At 62.8% G+C, this 18,713-nt stretch carries 21 protein-coding genes, 1 pseudogene and 1 riboswitch; of the genes and pseudogenes, 10 read left to right on the top strand and 12 right to left on the bottom strand.

What is annotated here, in order from left to right; translation table 11 throughout:
- The first annotated feature begins 267 nt into the window (after positions 1–267).
- Both J3D60_RS11685 and J3D60_RS11680 read left to right on the top strand, forming a co-directional pair.
- On the top strand, positions 268–726 hold the full coding sequence (locus J3D60_RS11685) for a transposase (protein WP_065940404.1): 459 nt from the start codon (positions 268–270) through the stop codon (positions 724–726).
- A 131-nt stretch (positions 727–857) separates the two neighbouring features.
- Positions 858–2,597 carry an OPT family oligopeptide transporter gene (locus J3D60_RS11680; RefSeq protein WP_253491506.1) on the top strand — a complete coding sequence of 580 codons (1,740 nt, stop codon included), beginning with the start codon at positions 858–860 and terminating at the stop codon, positions 2,595–2,597.
- Between the two features lie 23 nt (positions 2,598–2,620).
- Here the strand turns inward: J3D60_RS11680 and J3D60_RS11675 are convergent, their stop codons facing one another.
- The 3 genes from J3D60_RS11675 to J3D60_RS11665 form a co-directional block, all read right to left on the bottom strand.
- Positions 2,621–3,247 carry a glutathione S-transferase family protein gene (locus J3D60_RS11675; protein WP_065925058.1) on the bottom strand — a complete coding sequence of 209 codons (627 nt, stop codon included), beginning with the start codon at positions 3,245–3,247 and terminating at the stop codon, positions 2,621–2,623.
- Between the two features lie 99 nt (positions 3,248–3,346).
- The gene (locus J3D60_RS11670) at positions 3,347–4,603 is read right to left on the bottom strand and encodes a hypothetical protein (protein ID WP_065940402.1); all 1,257 of its coding nucleotides are present in this window, start codon (positions 4,601–4,603) and stop codon (positions 3,347–3,349) included.
- A gap of 102 nt (positions 4,604–4,705) precedes the next feature.
- On the bottom strand, positions 4,706–5,086 hold the full coding sequence (locus J3D60_RS11665; protein WP_027604035.1) for a cupin domain-containing protein: 381 nt from the start codon (positions 5,084–5,086) through the stop codon (positions 4,706–4,708).
- 142 nt (positions 5,087–5,228) lie between these two features.
- Between J3D60_RS11665 and J3D60_RS11660 the strand changes: the two genes are divergently transcribed.
- The gene (locus J3D60_RS11660) at positions 5,229–5,951 is read left to right on the top strand and encodes a hypothetical protein (protein ID WP_253491505.1); all 723 of its coding nucleotides are present in this window, start codon (positions 5,229–5,231) and stop codon (positions 5,949–5,951) included.
- Positions 5,952–6,049: 98 nt separating this feature from the next.
- On the opposite strand, the gene J3D60_RS11655 is transcribed toward J3D60_RS11660, so the two are convergent.
- From J3D60_RS11655 to J3D60_RS11645, 3 genes and pseudogenes are all read right to left on the bottom strand, one after another.
- Positions 6,050–6,421: a hypothetical protein gene (locus J3D60_RS11655; RefSeq protein WP_253491504.1), complete on the bottom strand. Its 372-nt coding sequence runs from the start codon at positions 6,419–6,421 to the stop codon at positions 6,050–6,052.
- 60 nt (positions 6,422–6,481) lie between these two features.
- The gene (locus J3D60_RS11650; RefSeq protein WP_253491503.1) at positions 6,482–7,432 is read right to left on the bottom strand and encodes a hypothetical protein; all 951 of its coding nucleotides are present in this window, start codon (positions 7,430–7,432) and stop codon (positions 6,482–6,484) included.
- A 79-nt stretch (positions 7,433–7,511) separates the two neighbouring features.
- A pseudogene (locus J3D60_RS11645) lies at positions 7,512–7,721 on the bottom strand (VOC family protein); the annotation flags it as partial.
- Between the two features lie 304 nt (positions 7,722–8,025).
- Between J3D60_RS11645 and J3D60_RS11640 the strand changes: the two are divergent.
- A complete protein-coding gene (locus J3D60_RS11640) occupies positions 8,026–8,259 on the top strand; it encodes a hypothetical protein (RefSeq protein WP_027604039.1) in 234 nt (77 codons plus the stop codon).
- Between the two features lie 3 nt (positions 8,260–8,262).
- Here the strand turns inward: J3D60_RS11640 and J3D60_RS11635 are convergent, their stop codons facing one another.
- Both J3D60_RS11635 and chrA read right to left on the bottom strand, forming a co-directional pair.
- Positions 8,263–8,502 carry a DUF6124 family protein gene (locus tag J3D60_RS11635; RefSeq protein WP_253491502.1) on the bottom strand — a complete coding sequence of 80 codons (240 nt, stop codon included), beginning with the start codon at positions 8,500–8,502 and terminating at the stop codon, positions 8,263–8,265.
- A 312-nt stretch (positions 8,503–8,814) separates the two neighbouring features.
- Positions 8,815–10,023, bottom strand: a complete 1,209-nt coding sequence (gene chrA / locus J3D60_RS11630; protein WP_253491501.1) for a chromate efflux transporter — start codon at positions 10,021–10,023, stop codon at positions 8,815–8,817.
- Positions 10,024–10,152: 129 nt separating this feature from the next.
- On the opposite strand from chrA, the gene J3D60_RS11625 reads away from it, so the two are divergent.
- The 4 genes from J3D60_RS11625 (at position 10,153) to J3D60_RS11610 (ending at position 12,909) form a co-directional block, all read left to right on the top strand.
- The gene (locus J3D60_RS11625; RefSeq protein WP_108573818.1) at positions 10,153–10,725 is read left to right on the top strand and encodes a nucleotidyltransferase family protein; all 573 of its coding nucleotides are present in this window, start codon (positions 10,153–10,155) and stop codon (positions 10,723–10,725) included.
- Positions 10,726–10,793: 68 nt separating this feature from the next.
- Entirely contained in the window at positions 10,794–11,234 is a 441-nt protein-coding gene (locus tag J3D60_RS11620; RefSeq protein WP_065925072.1) for a TspO/MBR family protein, read from the top strand.
- Positions 11,234–12,160, top strand: a complete 927-nt coding sequence (locus tag J3D60_RS11615) for an alpha/beta hydrolase fold domain-containing protein (protein WP_253491499.1) — start codon at positions 11,234–11,236, stop codon at positions 12,158–12,160. Before J3D60_RS11620 ends, J3D60_RS11615 begins: the two co-directional genes overlap by 1 nt.
- Positions 12,161–12,369: 209 nt before the next feature.
- The gene (locus tag J3D60_RS11610; protein ID WP_253491497.1) at positions 12,370–12,909 is read left to right on the top strand and encodes a hypothetical protein; all 540 of its coding nucleotides are present in this window, start codon (positions 12,370–12,372) and stop codon (positions 12,907–12,909) included.
- A gap of 243 nt (positions 12,910–13,152) precedes the next feature.
- Here J3D60_RS11610 and J3D60_RS11605 read toward each other — a convergent pair whose 3' ends face one another.
- From J3D60_RS11605 to J3D60_RS11590, 4 genes are all read right to left on the bottom strand, one after another.
- Complete coding sequence (locus J3D60_RS11605; RefSeq protein ID WP_141155600.1) at positions 13,153–13,917, bottom strand: ABC transporter ATP-binding protein; 765 nt, start codon at positions 13,915–13,917, stop codon at positions 13,153–13,155.
- Positions 13,914–14,918 (bottom strand): iron ABC transporter permease, encoded by a 1,005-nt coding sequence (locus J3D60_RS11600; RefSeq protein WP_141155599.1) that lies wholly within the window; start codon positions 14,916–14,918, stop codon positions 13,914–13,916. Before J3D60_RS11600 ends, J3D60_RS11605 begins: the two co-directional genes overlap by 4 nt.
- A complete protein-coding gene (locus J3D60_RS11595) occupies positions 14,915–15,925 on the bottom strand; it encodes an ABC transporter substrate-binding protein (protein WP_065940390.1) in 1,011 nt (336 codons plus the stop codon). The genes J3D60_RS11600 and J3D60_RS11595 overlap by 4 nt, the downstream gene beginning before the upstream one ends.
- A 113-nt stretch (positions 15,926–16,038) precedes the next feature.
- A riboswitch (cobalamin riboswitch) is annotated at positions 16,039–16,233 on the bottom strand.
- A 36-nt stretch (positions 16,234–16,269) separates the two neighbouring features.
- A complete protein-coding gene (locus J3D60_RS11590; RefSeq protein ID WP_253491495.1) occupies positions 16,270–17,199 on the bottom strand; it encodes a DNA/RNA non-specific endonuclease in 930 nt (309 codons plus the stop codon).
- Positions 17,200–17,329: 130 nt separating this feature from the next.
- Here J3D60_RS11590 and J3D60_RS11585 point away from each other — a divergent pair, with 130 nt between their 5' ends.
- Entirely contained in the window at positions 17,330–18,391 is a 1,062-nt protein-coding gene (locus J3D60_RS11585) for a M4 family metallopeptidase (RefSeq protein WP_253491493.1), read from the top strand.
- A 14-nt stretch (positions 18,392–18,405) separates the two neighbouring features.
- Positions 18,406–18,711 (top strand): protealysin inhibitor emfourin, encoded by a 306-nt coding sequence (locus J3D60_RS11580; protein ID WP_027604053.1) that lies wholly within the window; start codon positions 18,406–18,408, stop codon positions 18,709–18,711.
- The last annotated feature ends 2 nt before the right edge of the window (positions 18,712–18,713 follow it).

The following is an 18,713-nucleotide window of genomic DNA, read 5'->3' as shown; positions in this document are numbered from 1 at the left end:
GACTTTTTGTGGTGAGCGGGCTTCTGTGGTGAGCGGGCTTGCCCCGCGCCGGGCCGCGAAGCGGCCCTATCAAGAGCACCGCGTTTTTCCAGGTAAATCCTGATAACAGCTTTTGGTGCCGCTTCGCAGCCCAGCGCGGGGCAAGCCCGCTCACCACAAAAGCCAGGTCACTCCAGGCGGATACATTCAGTCACCCGATGACCCTGGCTCGCCAGCTACGGCGCGCTAGTGTTAATGCTCTTCAGGACGGTCCCCAGGAGCAACGGAATGCGCCCCACACCCCAATCCCATCGCCTGCGTCACGGCCGTTACTCTGAATACGGGCGCAGTTACCTCATTACCGTTGTCGTGCATCACCGTCAGCGCCTATTCACCGACCTTTATCTGGGTCGTCTGCTGGTGGCCGAATTCCGGCAGGTTCATGAGCTGGGATTGGTCGACTCTCTGGCCTGGGTGATCATGCCTGACCACATTCACTGGTTGTTTGAGCTGAAGCAGAAGACCTTGCCCGACGTGGTGCGGCGTATGAAGTCGCGTAGCACGCTGACCATCAACCGGCGTCGTCAAAGCAAGGAGCGTGTCTGGCAACCCGGTTATCACGATAGGGCTGTCCGCGCGGAGGATGATGTTCGCAAGATGGCTCGCTACATCATTGCCAACCCTTTGCGGGCCGGGTTGGTGGCGCAGGTAGGGGATTATTCGTTATGGGATGCTGCATGGCTCTGATTGAGTAATTGATGGCGTGGAGGTTGAAGCCCGCTCACCACAAAAAGGCGCCCGCTTGCCGCATAGGAACCTTCAGGCCTTGAGGGGCTCACTTGTTATGTCGCCCTGTTCCCCTGCCGAAAGGAATCCGCATGCATGCCACCTCATCAACGGTCCCCCTTCATCCCCCCGTCGAACGCGAACTGAGCCTGCGCGCGGTCATCACCGGCACGGTGCTCGGTATCCTGCTGACCCCTTCGAACGTGTATGCCGGGTTGAAGATCGGCTGGTCGTTCAACATGTCGATCATTGCCCTGCTGGTGGGGTATGCGATCTGGCAGGGCCTGGCCAAGCGCTCGTCCGAGCAACTGCCGTGGACGCTGCATGAGAGCAATATCAACCAGACCGTCGCCTCGGCCGCCGCTTCGATCATTTCCGGTGGGCTGGTGGCGCCGATCCCGGCCTATACCCTGCTGACCGGCAACCAGCTGGATGCGCTGCCGATGATCGCCTGGGTGTTCTCGGTGAGTTTCCTGGGCATCTGGATCGCCTGGTACCTGCGGCCTTCGTTGCTCAATGACAAGGCGCTGAAGTTTCCCGAAGGCATGGCCACCCTGGAAACCCTGCTGCATATCTACAACCATGGGCGCGAAGCGGCGACGCGCTTGAAGGTGCTGCTCAGCGCGGCGTTGCTGTCCGGGCTGGTGAAGTGGGTGGACACCTTTGTATGGGCTTTCCCGCGTTGGTCGCCAACCGCCCAACTGGAGCGCCTGACCTTCACCGCCGACCCCTCGCTGTTGCTCCTGGGGTTTGGCGGCATTATCGGCATTCGCGTCGGCCTGACCCTGCTGCTCGGCGCCTTGCTCGCCTGGGGCGGCCTGGGCCCGTGGTTGCTGGCGCAAGGCCTGGTGAGCTTGCCGGCCGGCAGCAGCGGCCCGCAATTTGCGGCGTTGGTGGAGTGGTTGCTGTGGCCGGGAGTGAGCCTGATGGTGTGCTCAACCTTGGCGTCGCTGACGATTCGTCTGTGGGCGTTATACACCTCGACCAAGTCCGCCGGCGGGCAAGCCTGGAGCGTACCCAAACCGGGGCCGGCCGCTGGTTTTGTGCTGTCGATCGTATTGGTGGTAAGCCTGCAGGCGCTGTTGTTCGGCATCAACCTGTGGATGGCGTTGCTGACCATTCCCCTGGCGATCTGCCTGGCGGCCGTCGCCGCCCGCGTGGTGGGCGCCACCGGTATTCCGCCGATTGGCGCCATCGGGCAGTTGTCCCAGCTGAGCTTCGGCATCGTCGCGCCGGGGCAGGTGCCGATCAACCTGATGAGCGCCAACACCGCCGGCGGCTCAGCGGGGCAGTGCACCGACCTGATGAACGACTTCAAGGTCGGCAAGGCCATTGGTGCCACGCCGCACAAGCAAGTGATCGCCCAGATCCTGGGGATTTTCATTGGCAGCATCGTCGGGGTGTTTGCGTACCTGGCGCTGATTCCTGATCCGCAATCGATGTTGCTAACCGAGGAATGGCCGGCGCCGGCGGTCGCGACCTGGAAAGCCGTGGCGCAAACCCTCACCCATGGGCTGGATTCATTGTCGGCAAGCATTCGCTGGGCGATCGGTATCGCAGGGCTGGCCGGGGTGTTGCTGGGCGTACTCGACAGCCTGTTGCCCGCCCATCGCGCCCGCTACCTGCCCAGTGCCGCCGCGTTGGGGCTGGCGTTTGTGCTGCCAGCTTCGGTGTCGCTGATGATGGCCCTGGGTGCGGTGCTCACCTGGCTGGTGAGCTGCCGCTGGCCGAGCCTCACCGAGCGGTTTGCGATTACCGCAGCGGCGGGGTTGATTGCGGGGGAGAGCATCACCGGCGTGGGCGCTTCGCTGTGGCAGATGGCGGCGCCTTAGCCTCTGCGTAGAGGGCAAGCTACTCACTTGGCAAACGCATACTCCCCACCCTGTTCCAGCGCCTGGCGATAAGCCGGGCGTGCCTGGAACCGCTGCACCCACGCCGCCAGGTGCGGGTACGCCGCCAGCTTGCCCTGGGCCTTGGCGATTTCGCCGATAAAGCTCATCTGGATGTCCGCGCCGCTCACGTCATCCCCCAGCAGATACGGCGTGTGTGCCAGCGCCTCGTTGAGGTAACCGAGGTAATTGGCCACTTCCGATTCGATACGTGGGTGCAGCGGTGCACCGGCATCGCCCAGGCGCCCCACATAGAGATTGAGCATCAGCGGCAGCATGGCCGAGCCTTCGGCGAAGTGCAGCCATTGCACGTACTGGTCGTAGGCGGCGGTGGCCGGGTCCGGCTGCAGGCGACCGTCGCCATGGCGGCGGATCAGGTAGTCGACGATGGCGCCGGACTCGATCACCACGTTGGCGCCGTCTTCGATCACCGGGGATTTACCCAGCGCATTGATCGCCTTGAGTTCCGGCGGCGCAAGGTTGGTTTTCGGGTCGCGCTGGTAGCGCTTGATCTCGTACGGCAGGCCAAGCTCTTCCAGCAGCCACAGAATGCGCTGCGAACGTGAGTTGTTGAGGTGATGGACAATGATCATGGGAACTCCGCGGGGCATGGGGTGTGTAGGAACAGACTGCTGCGGCAACGTAGAGTGCCCTGAATCAGCGGGATGTTTGCTTGGCAAACGTCCCTTCGATCAACGCACCACCTCGAACGCCGTGTATTCATACGCCGAGCGCATTTTGCTCGAGGTCGTTGCCAGCGTCACGGCAATGCCCAGGTCTTCGATAAACGCGCGCGAGGTTTTGTAGTCGCCTTGCTCGCACTCCAGCTTGATGGCGTCGCCGGTCAACGAGGCAAACACCTGTCGCGCCGGGAAGCGCTGGCCGACCTTGCAGCTCACAAAGGTCTCGAGCGGGGTATCGGTCGGTTTGCCGGGCACATTCGCCATGTGCAGGTTGGCGCTCAGCGTCTGGCCAGGCGTCCAGCTGCTCGGAATGCTCAGCTCGGCTTCGCGGGTCAGCAGTACCTGGCCGTCGCCCACGCCGTTCATCTTCGACTTCAACTGGATCAGGTCCGCCTGCACCAGGCGCTCGACATGGAAGGTGTCGCTGTAGATCTCGTTCTTGTTCAGCAAGCCACCCACCGCCGTGAAGGTCACCGAGGTGGGGGTGTCGTTGCTGCCATCGCTTTTTTTCGACAGGTAGGTGTAGTTCAACGTCTTGAACTTCGGCTGTAGCAGGGCCGAGTCGAGGCGCTGGAGCACGCTGGCGGGGACGGCGACGTCGTTGATGCTTGGTTCCACGATAGTGCGCGGGTAGTCCACCGGTTGGATGTCTGGACGCGACCAGGCCAGCAGCGCCGCATCGACACCACCCTGCAACGAACAACTGATGCGCGATTGCGTGCCGTCGCTGCCCTCGGGCTCGACCAGCAGCACGCGCTCGACTTCGCGGGTGCCCGGCGCGGTGCCGGGCCGTGGCTTGATGGCCTGCCAGCGGTCGCCGACCTTGAGCTCGCTGCGGATGTAGGCGCCGTCGCCTTTTTGCAGGCGAGCCGGTTGGTCGAGCAGCGGGGCAAGGCGTTGGGCAACCTCGTCGATGTTGCCTTGCACAACAAAGCCCCAGTAATAGTAGAGCCCCAGGTTGCCAAGGTCGGTGGCCTCGTCGGCGTACGACAACAGCTTCAAGCCGGCGATGGGCGGCGTGCTGACCGGCACCGCGTTGGCCTTGCGGTCTGCACGGTTGACCACCGCGATCCACGCGAAGTCTTTGTCCTGCTTGAGCGGTGCGTAGGCCTGCCAGGCGTCGCGGTGGCTGTTCAGGCGGCTGAAGAACGTCGCGTCGCAGCGGGTGAAGGCCTTGAGCGTGTCGGTCAGCGCGGCGTCGTCGGCGTGGGCGATGGAAGGCAGCAGCGCAGAGGCGAGGAGGAGGGCGGCGGTGGGCAACTTCATCGAGGGGATGTCCGTATCGGGAGCGGGAACTGGGCATTATCCAGAAATTACCCGCCAAAGGCTCGGTTCAATGACCGAGAGTATCTACACCCGCGCCACTTTTCAGATCCACAGATCATTCGTGGCCGTACGTTCGCCGCCTTCATGGCCGGTATTCAAGATGCCTCGAGGCTCAATCATCATCAGCTTCGCCTCACCCTCGGCGGCAGTCCGATGTTCAACGCCACGCGGGACCACATACAGCTCGCCCGCCGCCACGTACACCGGGCCTTCCGGCAGATCGATACGCAGCGTCCCTTCGAGCACCAGGAACGCTTCGTCGGTTTCCGGGTGCGAGTGCCAGATGAACTCGCCTTCGATACGCACCACCTTGAACTGGTAGTCGTTCATTTCGGCGACGACCCTGGGGCTCCACTGCGCGTCGATGAGCGATGCCTTTTGCGCGAGGTTTACCGGTTGTGCCGAGTGCTGTGACGTAGCCATGATCCATCCTCTGGTAGGTAAGACGGCCAGATTATCGAGGCCACGGGGCGCCTGGCTTGTACGATCCTGCAGGTTGGTCGTCTAAAGCTCGGCCGATTTCCGGCGATAACCTGTATGAACCCGCCAATCAAGGATCGATGAAATGGCTCTTTCCGTCAGCGCTGCCTATCTCCCGCCGGCCAACACCAGCCTTACACCTTCCGACCAGAAGCTCGTGGCCCAGCCACTGACGGCCGCCGCGAAAGACGCGTTGGCCAACGCCGCCCCGGCGGCCGTCTACCATCCCAGTGGATCAGCCAGCTCCCCCTTGGAACCGCTGGAGGCGGTCGACACCTGGGTCGGTCGTACCCAGTCGCGAGACTTTCCTCGCCGCGCTGAAATCTTCAACGGGGCGTTCAGTACGCTGAAGGCTTCCTTCAAGTCATTCGAGTCAGCGCTGTCGACCACCGCTCCCGACTTGGCCGGCAAAAAATACGGCTTCACCGTCGAAGCCGATGGCCGCCTGAAAGTGCTGGATTCGGCCAGCCAGCTCAGCCGCTCGGATACCCAGCGGCTGACGGATTTGCTCAATCAATCCCCTGGTCTGAAAACCGCAGCCGTTGCCTACCGGAATGCCGCCATCGACATGGTGGACGCCGATTCCGTCTGGTCGGGCCTGGGCTATTACAGCCTGACCAACGAAAACTTCGCCAAGACCCTTGATCTGGCGCCTCTACTCACGGATCACGACCCGTCGGACATCAAGGGGGCCAAGGACCGGACTTTTATCCAACAACTGCAATACAAAGGCGAGCGGGCGACGCAAGCGACGGAAGCGGCGATGTATGAGCGGCGTGGAATACAGCGGTTCAGTACGCAGGCGTGACCTGCCTGGTGGGGTAAAAATGCAGCCGTGCAGCGACCATCGCGAAAGCCCGCAGAAGCCCTGCCCATTGGTACAACCGGCGCCAGGAAGATGCGCACTCACACCTTGGCCGTATGCACCTTGGCCAGGCGCACGCGCCAATCGCCGTCATGGCGCAGGCGGCATTCTTCCTCGGAGTCGAAGTGTACGCAGCGCTCCATGGGCGCGCCGTGCACGTCCGCATCGTTGAGTGCGGCGGCAGTCAGCTCTCGCATGCGTGTGTCTGCCCCGGTCGAGAGGGCGTGCTCCTTGCTGGCGCGGCTGTCGAACACCCAGATCACCCGCAGGCTTTGGGGGAAGGCGCTGTAGTCGACGGTGTGGGTCAGCCAGTCGAAGCCGGGGATTTCAGTCTTGGCGGTTTCGCAGGCGTCGGTGAGGGCGGCGATGAGACGGCGGTCGAGGCGGGCGGTTTCGCGATGGGTCAGGGGCATGGAGATTCTGCAGGGGGGAAACGCCTGAGAATAGCAGCGTGCGCAAGTGGGTGGCAGTACTCATCTGGGATGGGCTTTAAGCCGGCCCAGTATCGCCGTGCGCAGGCAACCCCAGGCGATCAACCCGATAATCAGCACCTCGGCGATGCCGACAAGCAGGTTGAATGAAAAAACCATCGGTTGCTCAGCCCAGTAAAAACTTGTCGACCCCGTTCGAAGCCCGCTGACCCGCAGCCGTCCGGTCAACAGCGCACGCATCAATGCGATCACGTGAGTCAACTCCAGCACCGCCAGGAACGCTCCCAGCAGGGTGAGCAGGGCGCGGGCGGGAAGGCCGAGTTTCTCGCTCGATTCGTGTGAAGAGGTGAGCTCTTTCCCCTTCAGCTTGACCCCCTTTGCCGCTCTGTCGTGGGCGGGGGCGGGCCTATAGGCGGTCGCCCTGGCCGCCGGATCGACCACCACCTCGGTGGGTACCGGCAGGTTCAGGTAGCCGGCCAGCTCACGCAGCCACCTGTCGGTGCGTTGACTGCCCGGCACCACCGGCACGTTGTCGGTGGTCAAACGCTGCTCGCTGCCATCGCGCATCACCAGCCACAGCTGGGTATAGACCGGCTCGGCCTGTGGGCGGCGGCGAAGTTCGAGGGCATGGAGGGCATTGATGCTGAACACCGACTGCACCCGTTCGCGGCCGCCGAAAAAGTTACGGGTGCGGCGCGTGCCTTCACCGCTGTGCCGCGATAACAGCAAGGTCTCGCGGGTGCCGGTGTACACCATCAGCAGCAGGCCAAGGGCAGGAATCAGCAGCAGGCCGAGCACGATCAGCAGCGAGGACAGTGGGTCCAGGTCCGCCATCGACGCATTTTCAGCGCTGAACCCCAACACGACGAAGGCCAGCGGCAGGATGAAGGCCATTGCGCCGGTCAGCAGCACGAATGCGCTTTGCACCCGATTGCGCGAGTGGATGTGCAGGTCACCCTGGGCGGTGCGCTCGAAGCGATGGCCTATCAACATGCAGCTCTCCTGGTGCGCCGTTTTAAGGTTGCTCGAAAGTCTGTGACAGGCGGTGCATGTCGCAGCGCAGGATAGCTTACGGCTTGGTCAACGGCGCAGTCAGCCATTGACCCGCACCTGAATCAACCTGCTCAAGCATGACTTGAGCACCCTTCAAATCAAGGTATGCAAATCCATCTTCCAGGCGTTGATAAGCTACTTTGAAGCCCAGACGAGAAACCCAAAAAGCCAAGCTGCTGTCCAGGTTGGTGACCATTAACTCCGGTACCAGTTTGTTATGTTCGAACATGGGATGACTTCCATTTCAAAAGGCTCGTTTTTGCGAGCAGGCAGGTTTTGCGCCGTTGGCTTCTATACCGCGACGGGAACGTGGCGAGCGCGATGATGTACCGTCGGGTGCGAATTATCGAGTCGCGTCGAGTGACAACATAATGGCCCAGAGTTTTTTACACACTCTGGGCCGGTTAGCGACCGTTGCTCTCGGGAGCATCCGTTTCTGGTCGAAAGCCCCCCCTTTCTAAGCCAACCGGTCTACCATGCCCCCCCCGGCAGTGGTTGCACGCGCTACCGACTCAACTTTTAAAGGTATCGCAATGTCCATCGACCAAATCTCCCTCCCCAAAGGCGTAGGCCCTCACGCCGCCAAGCTTCTCGACGCCATCACCGGCGCCGCCACCCATGAAGAACTCAACCGCGCTGGCGGCAAGGCTGAAGGTTTTGTGCTTGGTCTGGAATCCACCAAAGCCATCAAGAGCCAAATCGCCGAGTCGTTGTATGTGGCCTACGACGATGCGGCGAGTAATCGTTCTAGTGAATTGAAGGGCTAGGCATTAACCGGAGCAGGGCGCTTCGCGGTCGAGCAATTTGGCCGTGAGGAGTACGCCCAGCTCGCTCAGTTGGTGGATAGCGAGGGCGATGTCGCGGTGTTTGCCGGACAGGTCTTCGGACAAGTCGAGCAGCAGTGTGCTGACTGAGGCGAAGGTTTCGTAACTGTTGGTGATGAGGGTTTCGTTGCTGGCGTCGGGAGCGACACTGAAGAGAGCGGTTGAATCAGGTTTGACTTGAGACATAACGATATCCAGATGTGGGCCGTCACCTCGTCGCTACTAAACAAAAAGGTGGCAGCTGTACGCAGGTTAGTAGACCGGTGGATATCAAAGCCGGCGCGCCCGAAGGCGCCCTACGCACAGCCACCATCAAGCACAGACGCAATGTCTGACTGATGACGCTCATGCACTTTTTGATACCCAACTCAGGCTACTAAACCCGATCACCGAGAGATTCAGCGACCGAGCCACCTTAGAGACGGCCATCCCAGCGCACAAGCCGGCGGATTCTGACGCAAGCGTAGGCAAGGGAGCAAGGCACGGTGGCTGCGCGGCTCACACCGTAAGACTTAATAACCATCCCGCCGCGCCGCTTCCTACAACCACCAGCCACGGTGGCAGTTTCCACACCATCAGCGCCACCAGGCCAATCAGCGCCAGGGCGACGTCCCGGGCGGTGAAGATGGCGCTGGTCCACACCGGTTGGTACAGCGCCGCCAGCAGCAGGCCGACCACCGCCGCGTTCACACCCGCCAGCGCGGCTTGGGTGCGCGGGCTGCGGCGCAGGCTTTCCCAGAAGGGCAGTGCGCCCAGCACCAGTAAAAACGACGGTGCGAAGATCGCCAGCAGGCAGAGCAGGCCACCGAGCCAGCCGTTCGGCGCTTGGGTCATCGAGGCGCCGAGGAAGGCGGCGAAGGTGAACAACGGGCCGGGCATGGCTTGGGCAGCGCCGTAGCCGGCGAGGAATACATCGTTGCTCACCCAGTGGCGGGGCACGACTTCGGCCTGCAGCAAGGGCAGCACCACGTGGCCGCCGCCGAATACCAGCGCGCCGGTGCGGTAGAAGGCGTCGGTCACGGCCAGGGTTGGGTTGGGCAGCCACTGGGCGAGAATCGGCAGGCTGGCCAGCAACAGCACAAACAACGACAGCCATAGCGCCCCGGCGCCACGGCTGATGGTCACGGGCAGGGCGTCGTGCGCGGTGGGCGGTGTGGGCTTGAACAGCAGCAGGCCGGCCATGCCCGCGATGAGGATCACGCCGACCTGGCCCCACGCCGAGGTTTGCAGCAGGGCCACGCAAGCGGCGAGCAGCATCACGGCCACGCGCGGGGCGTCGGTGCACAGGTTGCGCGCCATGCCCCACACGGCCTGGGCGACCACGGCGACGGCCACCACTTTAAGGCCATGCAGCACGCCGGGCGGGATGGCGGTGCTGTGCCGGGTGATGCCCAAGGCCAACAGGATCAGCACCACGGCGGACGGCAAGGTAAACCCGAGCCACGCCGCCAATGCGCCGCCGTACCCCGCGCGCGACAGGCCGAGGGCGATGCCGACCTGGCTGCTGGCGGGGCCGGGCAGGAATTGGCACAGTGCGACCAAATCCGCGTAACTGCGCTCGCTCAGCCAGCGTCGCCGGGTCACGAACGCGTCCCGGAAATAACCCAGGTGCGCAATCGGGCCGCCAAAGGAGGTAAGGCCCAGGCGCAGGAAAATCAGAAACACTGACCAGGGGCTTTCGCGTCGATCTGCAGGGGAGTCAGCCAAGGCGGGCGGTCTCGGTGAGGGCAGGGCATCGCGGCACCTTAGCGAATTTTGATGACGTGAAGAAGCGGCGCCAGCGCTCAATGTTGTACCGTTGCTCCCCAGGACCGTACCGATGATGAAGGAGCGCCCATGACATTGACCGTCGACACCCTGCTCGAACTGGCCATGGCCAACCCCATCAACGCCGAAATCACTGCGCGCCTGCCTGACCTTGGTGTGGACCAGTGCATGCTCACGGCGGGCTGCCTGTTCCAGGCGGTGTGGAATCATCAGGCGAATCTGCCGGCTGATCAGGGCGTGAAGGACTACGACGTTTTTTACTTCGACACCGACCTGTCCTACGAGGCGGAAGACGCGGTAATTCGTGCGGCGGATGAACTGTTCAAAGACCTGGGCGTGAATGTCGAGGTCAAGAACCAGGCGCGGGTGCACCTTTGGTACGCTCGGCGCTTTGGTCGGCCTTACCCGCAGTTGCAGTCGGCGCGCGACGGGGTCGACCGTTATCTGGTGGCCGGTACGTGCATCGGCTTGGAGATTGCCACGGGCGACGTGTATGCGCCGTATGGGTTGGAGGATGTGGAACTGGGGATTTTGCGGATTAATCCACTGCATCCGGAGCAGGCGTTGTTTGAGCAGAAGGCGCGCAGTTATCAGGCGCGGTGGCCCTGGCTGAGGATTGTCGGGTTGGAGATACCGGAATGAATTGGCGCTGAACTTTTAGGTAGGTGTCGCACGTCCAAGCTTCAAATCACTCCCGCCAAGGACAGACGATGACCTTCTTTATCTTCCTGCTTGCCTGCGCCGCCGCCGCCAGTACCGGCGTCATTTTCAAACCCGGCGCCTGGTACGAATCCCTCGTCAAACCCAGCTTCACCCCACCCAATTGGCTGTTCCCGGTGGCCTGGACGATCATCTACCTGCTGCTGGCCTGGGCCGGCTATCGCTTGAGCCTGATCCCAGGCAGCCAAATGGTGCTGGCGCTGTGGGCTGCGCAAATTGCCCTGAATACCCTGTGGACACCGGTATTTTTCGGCGCGCATCGCCTGCTGGCCGGGATGGTGATCATCGTGTTGCTGTGGATCACCGTGGCGGCGATGGTGGTGCTGGCCGTGCGCCTGGACCTGATCACCGGCCTGATCCTGTTCCCGTACCTGGCGTGGCTGTGTGTGGCGGCGGCGCTGAATTTCTCGATCCTGCGTAATAACCGCTGATGGCTCGCCAACCGTGGCCCGTCAGCGAGGCGGAACTGGCGCAGATGCGCCGCTTCAATCAGAAGCTCGCCTGGCTGCCGCGCTTCAAGATCCGCAATCGCGTTACGCCGCGTTTGATCCAGGCGCTGTTGCGCGTCAGTCAAACGCTCAAGCGTGCCATACCGGCTGAAAGCCGGATTGTCGACCACGTCCCGGTGCGCATCCTGCGGCCGAGCGGCAAGCCCAAGGGCGTGGTGCTGGATATCCACGGCGGCGGCTGGGTGATCGGCAATGCGCAGATGGATGACGACCTCAACCTGGGCATGCTGCAGGCGTGCGACGTGGCGGTGGTGTCGGTGGATTATCGGTTGGCGGTGGATACGCCGGTCGAAGGCTTGATGGAAGACTGCCTGAACGCCGCACGTTGGTTGCTCACGGATGATGAGTTTGCCGGGCTGCCGGTGATCGTCGTCGGTGAATCGGCCGGTGGGCATCTGGCGGCGGCGACGTTGCTGGCCCTCAAGCAATGGCCGGAACTGCTCAAGCGCATAAGCGGCGCGGTGCTGTATTACGGCGTTTATGACCTGACCGGTACACCGAGCGTACGCGCGGCCGGGCCTGAAACGTTGCTGTTGGACGGACCGGGGATGGTGGAAGCGTTGCGCATGCTCACGCCGGAGCTGAGTGATGATGAGCGCCGACAGCCGCCGTTGTCGCCGTTGTATGGCGACTTTGAAGGGCTGCCCCCAGCGTTGATGTTTGTGGGGGAGTTGGACCCGCTCAAGGACGATACGCTGCTGATTGCCGAGCGGTGGCCCAATGCTGAAGCACACCTGTTGCCGGAGTCGGCCCATGGATTTATTCATTTTCCGGTGGCGATGGCGGATGGGGTGTTGGCCTATAGCCGACAGTGGATCACTCAGTGCATTGATGGCGAACAGGCATAACTGTATAGGCGCCTCTCTAAGGCTCACCCATTCCTCTGTGGTGAGCGAGCTTGCTCGCGTTGGGCTACGAAGCAGCCCCAAAACCAGCCAGTGCAGAGTAAGCTCGCTTCCCACAGAAAGGACCGATTCACCACAACCGCCTTATCTTTTATCAGCAGGCCGGGTACCCTCTTTTCTTCAAACATTCCCCCCCAAGCCAAGGAAAGCACGTGAAGATTCTCCAAGGAGCCATCGGTCTATCGGCGCTGTATCTGCTGGCAGGCTGTGGCCAGGTCACCGAAAAAACACTGACGTTCGATGTGCCCTATGGGATGTATGAAACCGTTCTGCGCCAGAACGTCACCGGAACAGGCCAGTTGACCTGCAAGGTCACCACCGACAACCAGGACCGCGGCGAAAAGTGGGTGCCGTCGGTGATTCTCGCGGCGGCCGAGGACGCTGCCGAGGACGACACCCTGTTTCTTTCCAGCTACACGCCCGCCGACAGCGACCAGCGCTTGTTCCAACTGCGCACCTTCAACAAAGCCAAGCCAGTCATCGATACCTTCTTCCATCGGGCCCCCGACCAACACGGTGTGTATACGTTGCGCCTGACCTGGCAAGCGGACGGCGCCATTGGTTATCAGGTCGCCAGCGGTGGGGCCTGGGAAGAGAGGAAACTCGTCGACAAGCCCGGTTTTTCCGTGCGCCATGTGAGCGTGCATGCCTCCGGTATGAAGGGCAGTGCTGTGTGTGAGTTGCGCGAGTGAACGCGCTGACGTTGAGGCCGGCGACGGTGACCGATCTGCCGTTCTCCCTGTGGTGAGCGGGCTTGTCCCGCGTTGGGCTGCGAAGCAGCCCCGAAACCAGTCTCTACAGAGTGTCTGATACAACGCATTCCTCTTGACTGGGGCTGCTACGCAGCCCAACGCGGGCAAGCCCGCTCGCCACAACAGCCTATCTGCCACCGCCCCTCCCACAGTAGAGTCTCGGGTGAAGTGGACATGTGCTGTTCAGTTAGACCGCAACCGCAGTATCTGCGCCCCATCAAACGGGTCCGTCAGGTAGTGCGCCTGCACCCCGAATGTCTCCTGTAGTCGCTGTGGCGTCAGCACCTCCAGCGGCTTGCCCAGCGCGACCAGGCGCCCACGGTCCAGCACGGCCAGGCGATCGCAGGTCAGCGCCTGGTTCAGGTCATGCAGGGCGATGAGGGTGGTCACCGGCAAGCCTTGTACGCCTTTCAAAATCGCCAGTTGATGCTGGATATCCAGGTGGTTGGTCGGCTCATCCAGCAACAGGATCTGCGGCCGTTGCGCCAGGGCGCGGGCGATGTGCACGCGCTGGCGTTCGCCGCCGGAGAGGCTGCGCCAGGCGCGGTGGCTCAGGTGGGTGGCGTCCACATCATGCAGGGCCTGGCGCACGATGGCGTCGTCGTCGCCGGACCACGGGCTCAGCGCCGACAGCCACGGTGTACGGCCCAACGCTACGGCGTCGAATACGCGGATGGCGTCGTCGGTGTCGGCCTGTTGCTCTACCACCGCCAGCTGTTGGGCGATGGCGCGGCGGGACAGGTCGCCCAGGCGCTGGCCGCCCAGGTGCACGTCGCCGCTGGCCGGTGTGCGCAGGCCGGCGAGCAGTTTGAGCAGGGTGGATTTGCCGGAGCCGTTGGGCCCGACGATCCCCAGGGTTTCCCCCCGCTGAACCTCCAGGTGAATATCCTGCAGCAACTCCGCCTCACGCACCTTGAAGCCCAGGCCGGTGCAACTCAGTACGCTCATCGCGCATTCCTCCGGCCAATCAGGATCAGCGCAAACACCGGCGCGCCCACCAGCGCCGTCACCACGCCGACCGGGATCACCTGGCCTTTGATCAAGGTGCGCGACAACACATCGGCCGCAATCAAAAATAACGCGCCGCCCAGCGCACTGGCGGGCAGCAGGCGCGAATGTCCGGTGCCGAACAGCAGGCGCACCGCGTGGGGGATCACCAGACCGACAAAGCCGATGGAGCCGACAATCGACACCATCACCGCCGTCACCAGCGCCGCGCACCCCACCAGCACAACCTGCACACGGCGCACCGGGATGCCCAGGGACGCGGCCGAATCCGTGCCGAAGGTGAACGCATCCAACGCGCGACGATGCCACAGGCACACCGCCAGGCCGGTGACCGCCACCGGCACCGCCAGCCACACCGACGGCCAGCGCACGCCGCTGAGGTTGCCCAGCAGCCAGAACATGATGCCGCGCGCCTGTTCGGAACTGGCGGACTTGGTGATCAGGAACGCGGTAAGTGCATTGAACAGCTGCGACCCGGCGATGCCCGCGAGGATGATCTGCCCGGTGCCGCTGGACGAACCGCTGGCCCGCGCCAGCAGGATCACCAGGGCAAACGCCGCCATCGCGCCGACAAAGGCGCCGGCCGACAATGAAATCAGCCCGCCGCCCACGCCCATCAACGCCACCAGCACCGCGCCGGTCGAAGCCCCGGCGCTGATGCCCAGCAGGTACGGATCGGCCAACGGGTTGCGCAGCAACGACTGCAAAATCACCCCGCAGGTGGCCAGCCCCGCACCGCAGGCGGCGGCCACCAGGGCACGGGTGAGGCGGTAGTTCCACACCACGCCTTCATCGATCGGGTCCAGCACGTAACCGGCCGCCCACAGTTTGTTGGCGAGCACCTGTAGCACCACCTGGGGCGAGATGGCGGTTTCGCCGATGGCCACGCCGGCGAGCACGGCGATCAGCAATAGCGCCAGGGCGAGTAAGGTCCGGATCATTGCGGCAGGTCGTAGCCGTCGATGGCCGTGGCCAGGTGTTCAAGGCCGTCGAACATGCGGATGCTGGCCTGCAGCGCCAGGGCGTCGAGGATGATGATGCGGTTGTTTTTCACCGCGTCCATGTTGCGCGTGACCGGGTCGCTGCGCAGGAAGGCGAGTTTCTTTTCATGGTCGTCGGCGGGGTAGCGGCGGCGGTCCATGCGGGCGATCACCAGGAAGGTCGGGTTGGCCTTGGCGAGGGTTTCCCAGCCGACGGCGGGCCATTCTTCATCGGATTGCACCACGTTGTGCAGGCCGAGGGTTTCGAGCATGAACTCCGGAATGCCCTTGTGGCCGGCCACGTAGGGGTCGCTGGCCAGCTCGGCGCTGGAGAACCACACCAGCGCGCTGGCCTGCTTGAGGCCTTTGCTCTGCACGGTGGCCACGGATTGGGCCAGGCGCGCCTGGAGCTCATCGTTCAACTGTTGGCCGCGATCCTGTACATCGAAAATCTGCGCCAGCTGGCGGATGCTCTTGTAGATCGTCTCGATACGGAACGGCTCCAGCCGCGTGCCGTCGGCGCCCACCAGGTTGTCCTTGCCTTCGCAGTCGGAGGGCAGCAGGTAGGTGGGAATCTTCAGGTCGTGAAACTGCTCGCGGGTGCCGACCACGCCCTGCGGGCCCACCACCCATTCCAGCTCGGCGGCCACCAGTTGCGGGCGCTTGGCGATTACCGCTTCAAAGCTGGGCTCGTTGTTAGCCAGGCGCTCGATGCGGTCGTTCTGCGCCTTGAACTGCGGCAACACGCTGTTGAACCACAGCGAGGTGCCCACCACGCGGTCAGCCACGCCGAGGGCATAGAGCATTTCGGTGGCGGCCTGGCCGATGGTCACGCTGCGCGCGGGCGCCTGCGGGAAGGTGAGGGTGCTGCCGCAGTTTTCCAGGGTCAGCGGGTAATGCGTGGGGGCGGCGTGGGCCAGGGCGCAGAAACCCAGGCCGCTGATCAGGGCGGTAACGCGTGGCAGCATGAGGCGATCTCCGTGTGAACCGTACGTGGAAACAGGGGAGGTACGGTTCGGAAATACGCCCTCGAACGCTGCCGAACGGGCAGGCAAGGAGGTCCTTCCCGGACACCCCGCCGGTTAGTGATTACTGGGCCGGCAGGTCTCCTGACTGATGCGTCGTCGCCACGCTCCGGCCTTCCCGGACGCGGTCCAGTGGCAGTGGGGAGCAGGCTCTGCACCTACAGTTGCGGGGGCAGTTCCGATTGACGCGGTGTACCGCGCTTCGGATTCCCTATTAGTCCCGTTCGGGAACCGGCGCGGTATGGTAGTTGATTAGGGCGAGGCGATACAGCCCGAAGGGCGCCCGGTCAGAGACGAATATCCTCGGGGCCGCGGATCAGCGCTTCAATTCGCGTGCCCGTGGCGCGCTCTTCGTTGCTGAAACCGTCGTAGTCCGCCAGGTTGGCGAAGCGGATGCCGGTCAATTGTTCGATCTGGATCACGCTGCGCTGGTAGGTCCTGACCTGGCCGAACATCAGGTCGAGCTGACCCAGCTCGCGGCTTTGGTCGATCATATAGGCGCTGGCGGAGGGCTTGCCGTCATCGCTGAGGTAGGCCACCACTTTCCAGAACGCCTTGGGGATCCTGATACCACGGTAAAGGCGGTCGTCGTCGGCGAACACCGGGCCGCTGAACACCGTTGCCCGGGCTTTCCAACGTTGCGTGTTATTGAGGATGTAGTCCTCCAGTTCAAGCCAGGTCTTCTGGTTGAACCCGCTCATCTGCGGCGAGCAGTTGGTGAAGTGGAAGGTGTCGAGGTTGGCGGTGTTTGCCGCATCGCCCCAGTTGGGATCCTGGCGCCGTACTAGGTGGCCGCGGTCCAGGCCATTGCTGGCATAGAGCTCTTCGCCCACCTGGGCGCTGATCGGCAGGCGCCCGTCGTAGGCCCAGGTGTCGTTGCTGCGGATAATCTCCACATGCTGCCCGCCATCGATATTGACGCCCACGTAGAGCGCCAGTCGTCGGGAACGGGACATCGTCACCGAGAAATGCGTGTAGTCCAGGCGCAGGGGTTGGACGTCATCCGTCAATGCCTCAGCGGCGGTGGGCCAGGGCACTGTGAAGCTGCTGAGAAAGTCCTCGGCGTAGCCGCGTCGGTCCTGTAGATCCTTGGCCGGAGTGACACGGGGCGTCGCCGCCCGGGCTTCCATCAGGGTGGGATTGGTCGCGATCAACGGGCGCAGATCGGCGAGTCGTGGGCGGTGCGCAAGATCGATTTTGGCTTTGCGGGCTGGCATGGGTAAGTCCTCCTTGGATAAACACGACTGCAACATAGATTGATGACAATTGATGACACGGGTTAACCCTGGGGGGCTATCCTCAAACGGTTACCGGAGCAACACCATATGCCAACAGGGAGCCAGCTAAATGTGTGATCGCCACCACCGCAACCCGATTTTCTGCCTGATCCCGCCGTACATGCTCGACCAGATCGCGCGTCACGGTGATAAGGCCCAGCGCGACATCGCGCTGCGCACCCGCGCCAAGGACAGCACGTTTCGTTCGCTGCGCATGGTCGCAGTGCCCGCCAAGGGGCCGGCCCACATGGCCCTGGTCATGGGTGCCGGCAAACGGCGCTCGATCTACAGCGCCGAAGGCACCGACAGCCTGCCGGGCAAGCTGGTCCGCGGTGAAGGCCAGCTCGCCAGTGGCGACGCCGCCGTGGACGAAGCCTATGACGGCTTGGGTGCCACGTTCGATTTTTTCGAAGAGGTGTTCGACCGCAACTCCATCGACGACGCCGGCATGGCGCTGGATGCCACCGTGCACTTTGGCCAGAACTATAACAATGCGTTCTGGAACTCGACCCAGATGGTGTTTGGCGACGGCGATGGGCAGTTGTTCAACCGCTTCACGGTGGCCCTCGATGTGATTGGCCATGAATTGGCCCACGGCGTCACCGAGGACGAGGCCAAGCTGATGTATTTCAATCAGTCCGGCGCGCTGAACGAGTCACTCTCGGACGTGTTCGGCTCACTGATCAAGCAGTATGCGTTGAAGCAAACCGCCGAAGACGCCGATTGGCTGATCGGCAAAGGGTTATTCACCAAGAAGATCAAAGGCGTCGCCCTGCGTTCGATGAAGGCACCCGGCACCGCGTTCGATGACAAGCTGCTGGGCAAGGACCCTCAGCCAGGGCATATGGATGATTTTGTCCAGACCTACGAGGACAATGGCGGGGTGCATATCAATTCCGGGATTCCCAACCATGCGTTCTATCAAGTGGCGACCAGGTTGGGCGGGTTTGCCTGGGAGCGCGCAGGACGTATCTGGTATGACGCGCTGCGCGATGCGCGGTTGCGGCCAAACTCGGGGTTTTTACGTTTTGCGCGTATAACCTACGATATCGCCGGTCGTCTCTACGGCGCGAACAAGGATGAGCACAAGGCGGTCAAGGAGGGCTGGAAAGCGGTTGGCATTAACGTCTGACGTGAGGAACAGCCATGCAAATTTCGATCAAGGAAAACGGCGGGCCGGCGTTTTTTCCGGGTTTGACCAAGCCTCGTACGGTGGAGTTGAACACGTTGCCCGAGCCGGACCAGCAAGAGTTGCGGCAGCTGATCGAGGCTTCAAACTTCTTTCAATTGCCGCAGAGCACCACGCCAGAGCCCGGAAACCCGGGCCAGGTGCACTACACCCTGACCGTGAAGGAAGGCCAGCAGGAACATACGGTGTGCGTGCTCGCGCCGGTGAAGTCGCAGGCGCTGGATGGGCTGGTGCAGTGTGTGCGCCGGCATATCCGCAGTTGAGG

The sequence above is a fragment of the Pseudomonas sp. S3E17 genome, assembly GCF_024168685.1.
Lineage (GTDB): Bacteria > Pseudomonadota > Gammaproteobacteria > Pseudomonadales > Pseudomonadaceae > Aquipseudomonas > Aquipseudomonas marginalis.
Note: the sequence above shows the minus strand (reverse complement) of the source record. Positions and strands in the feature narration are given on the sequence as shown.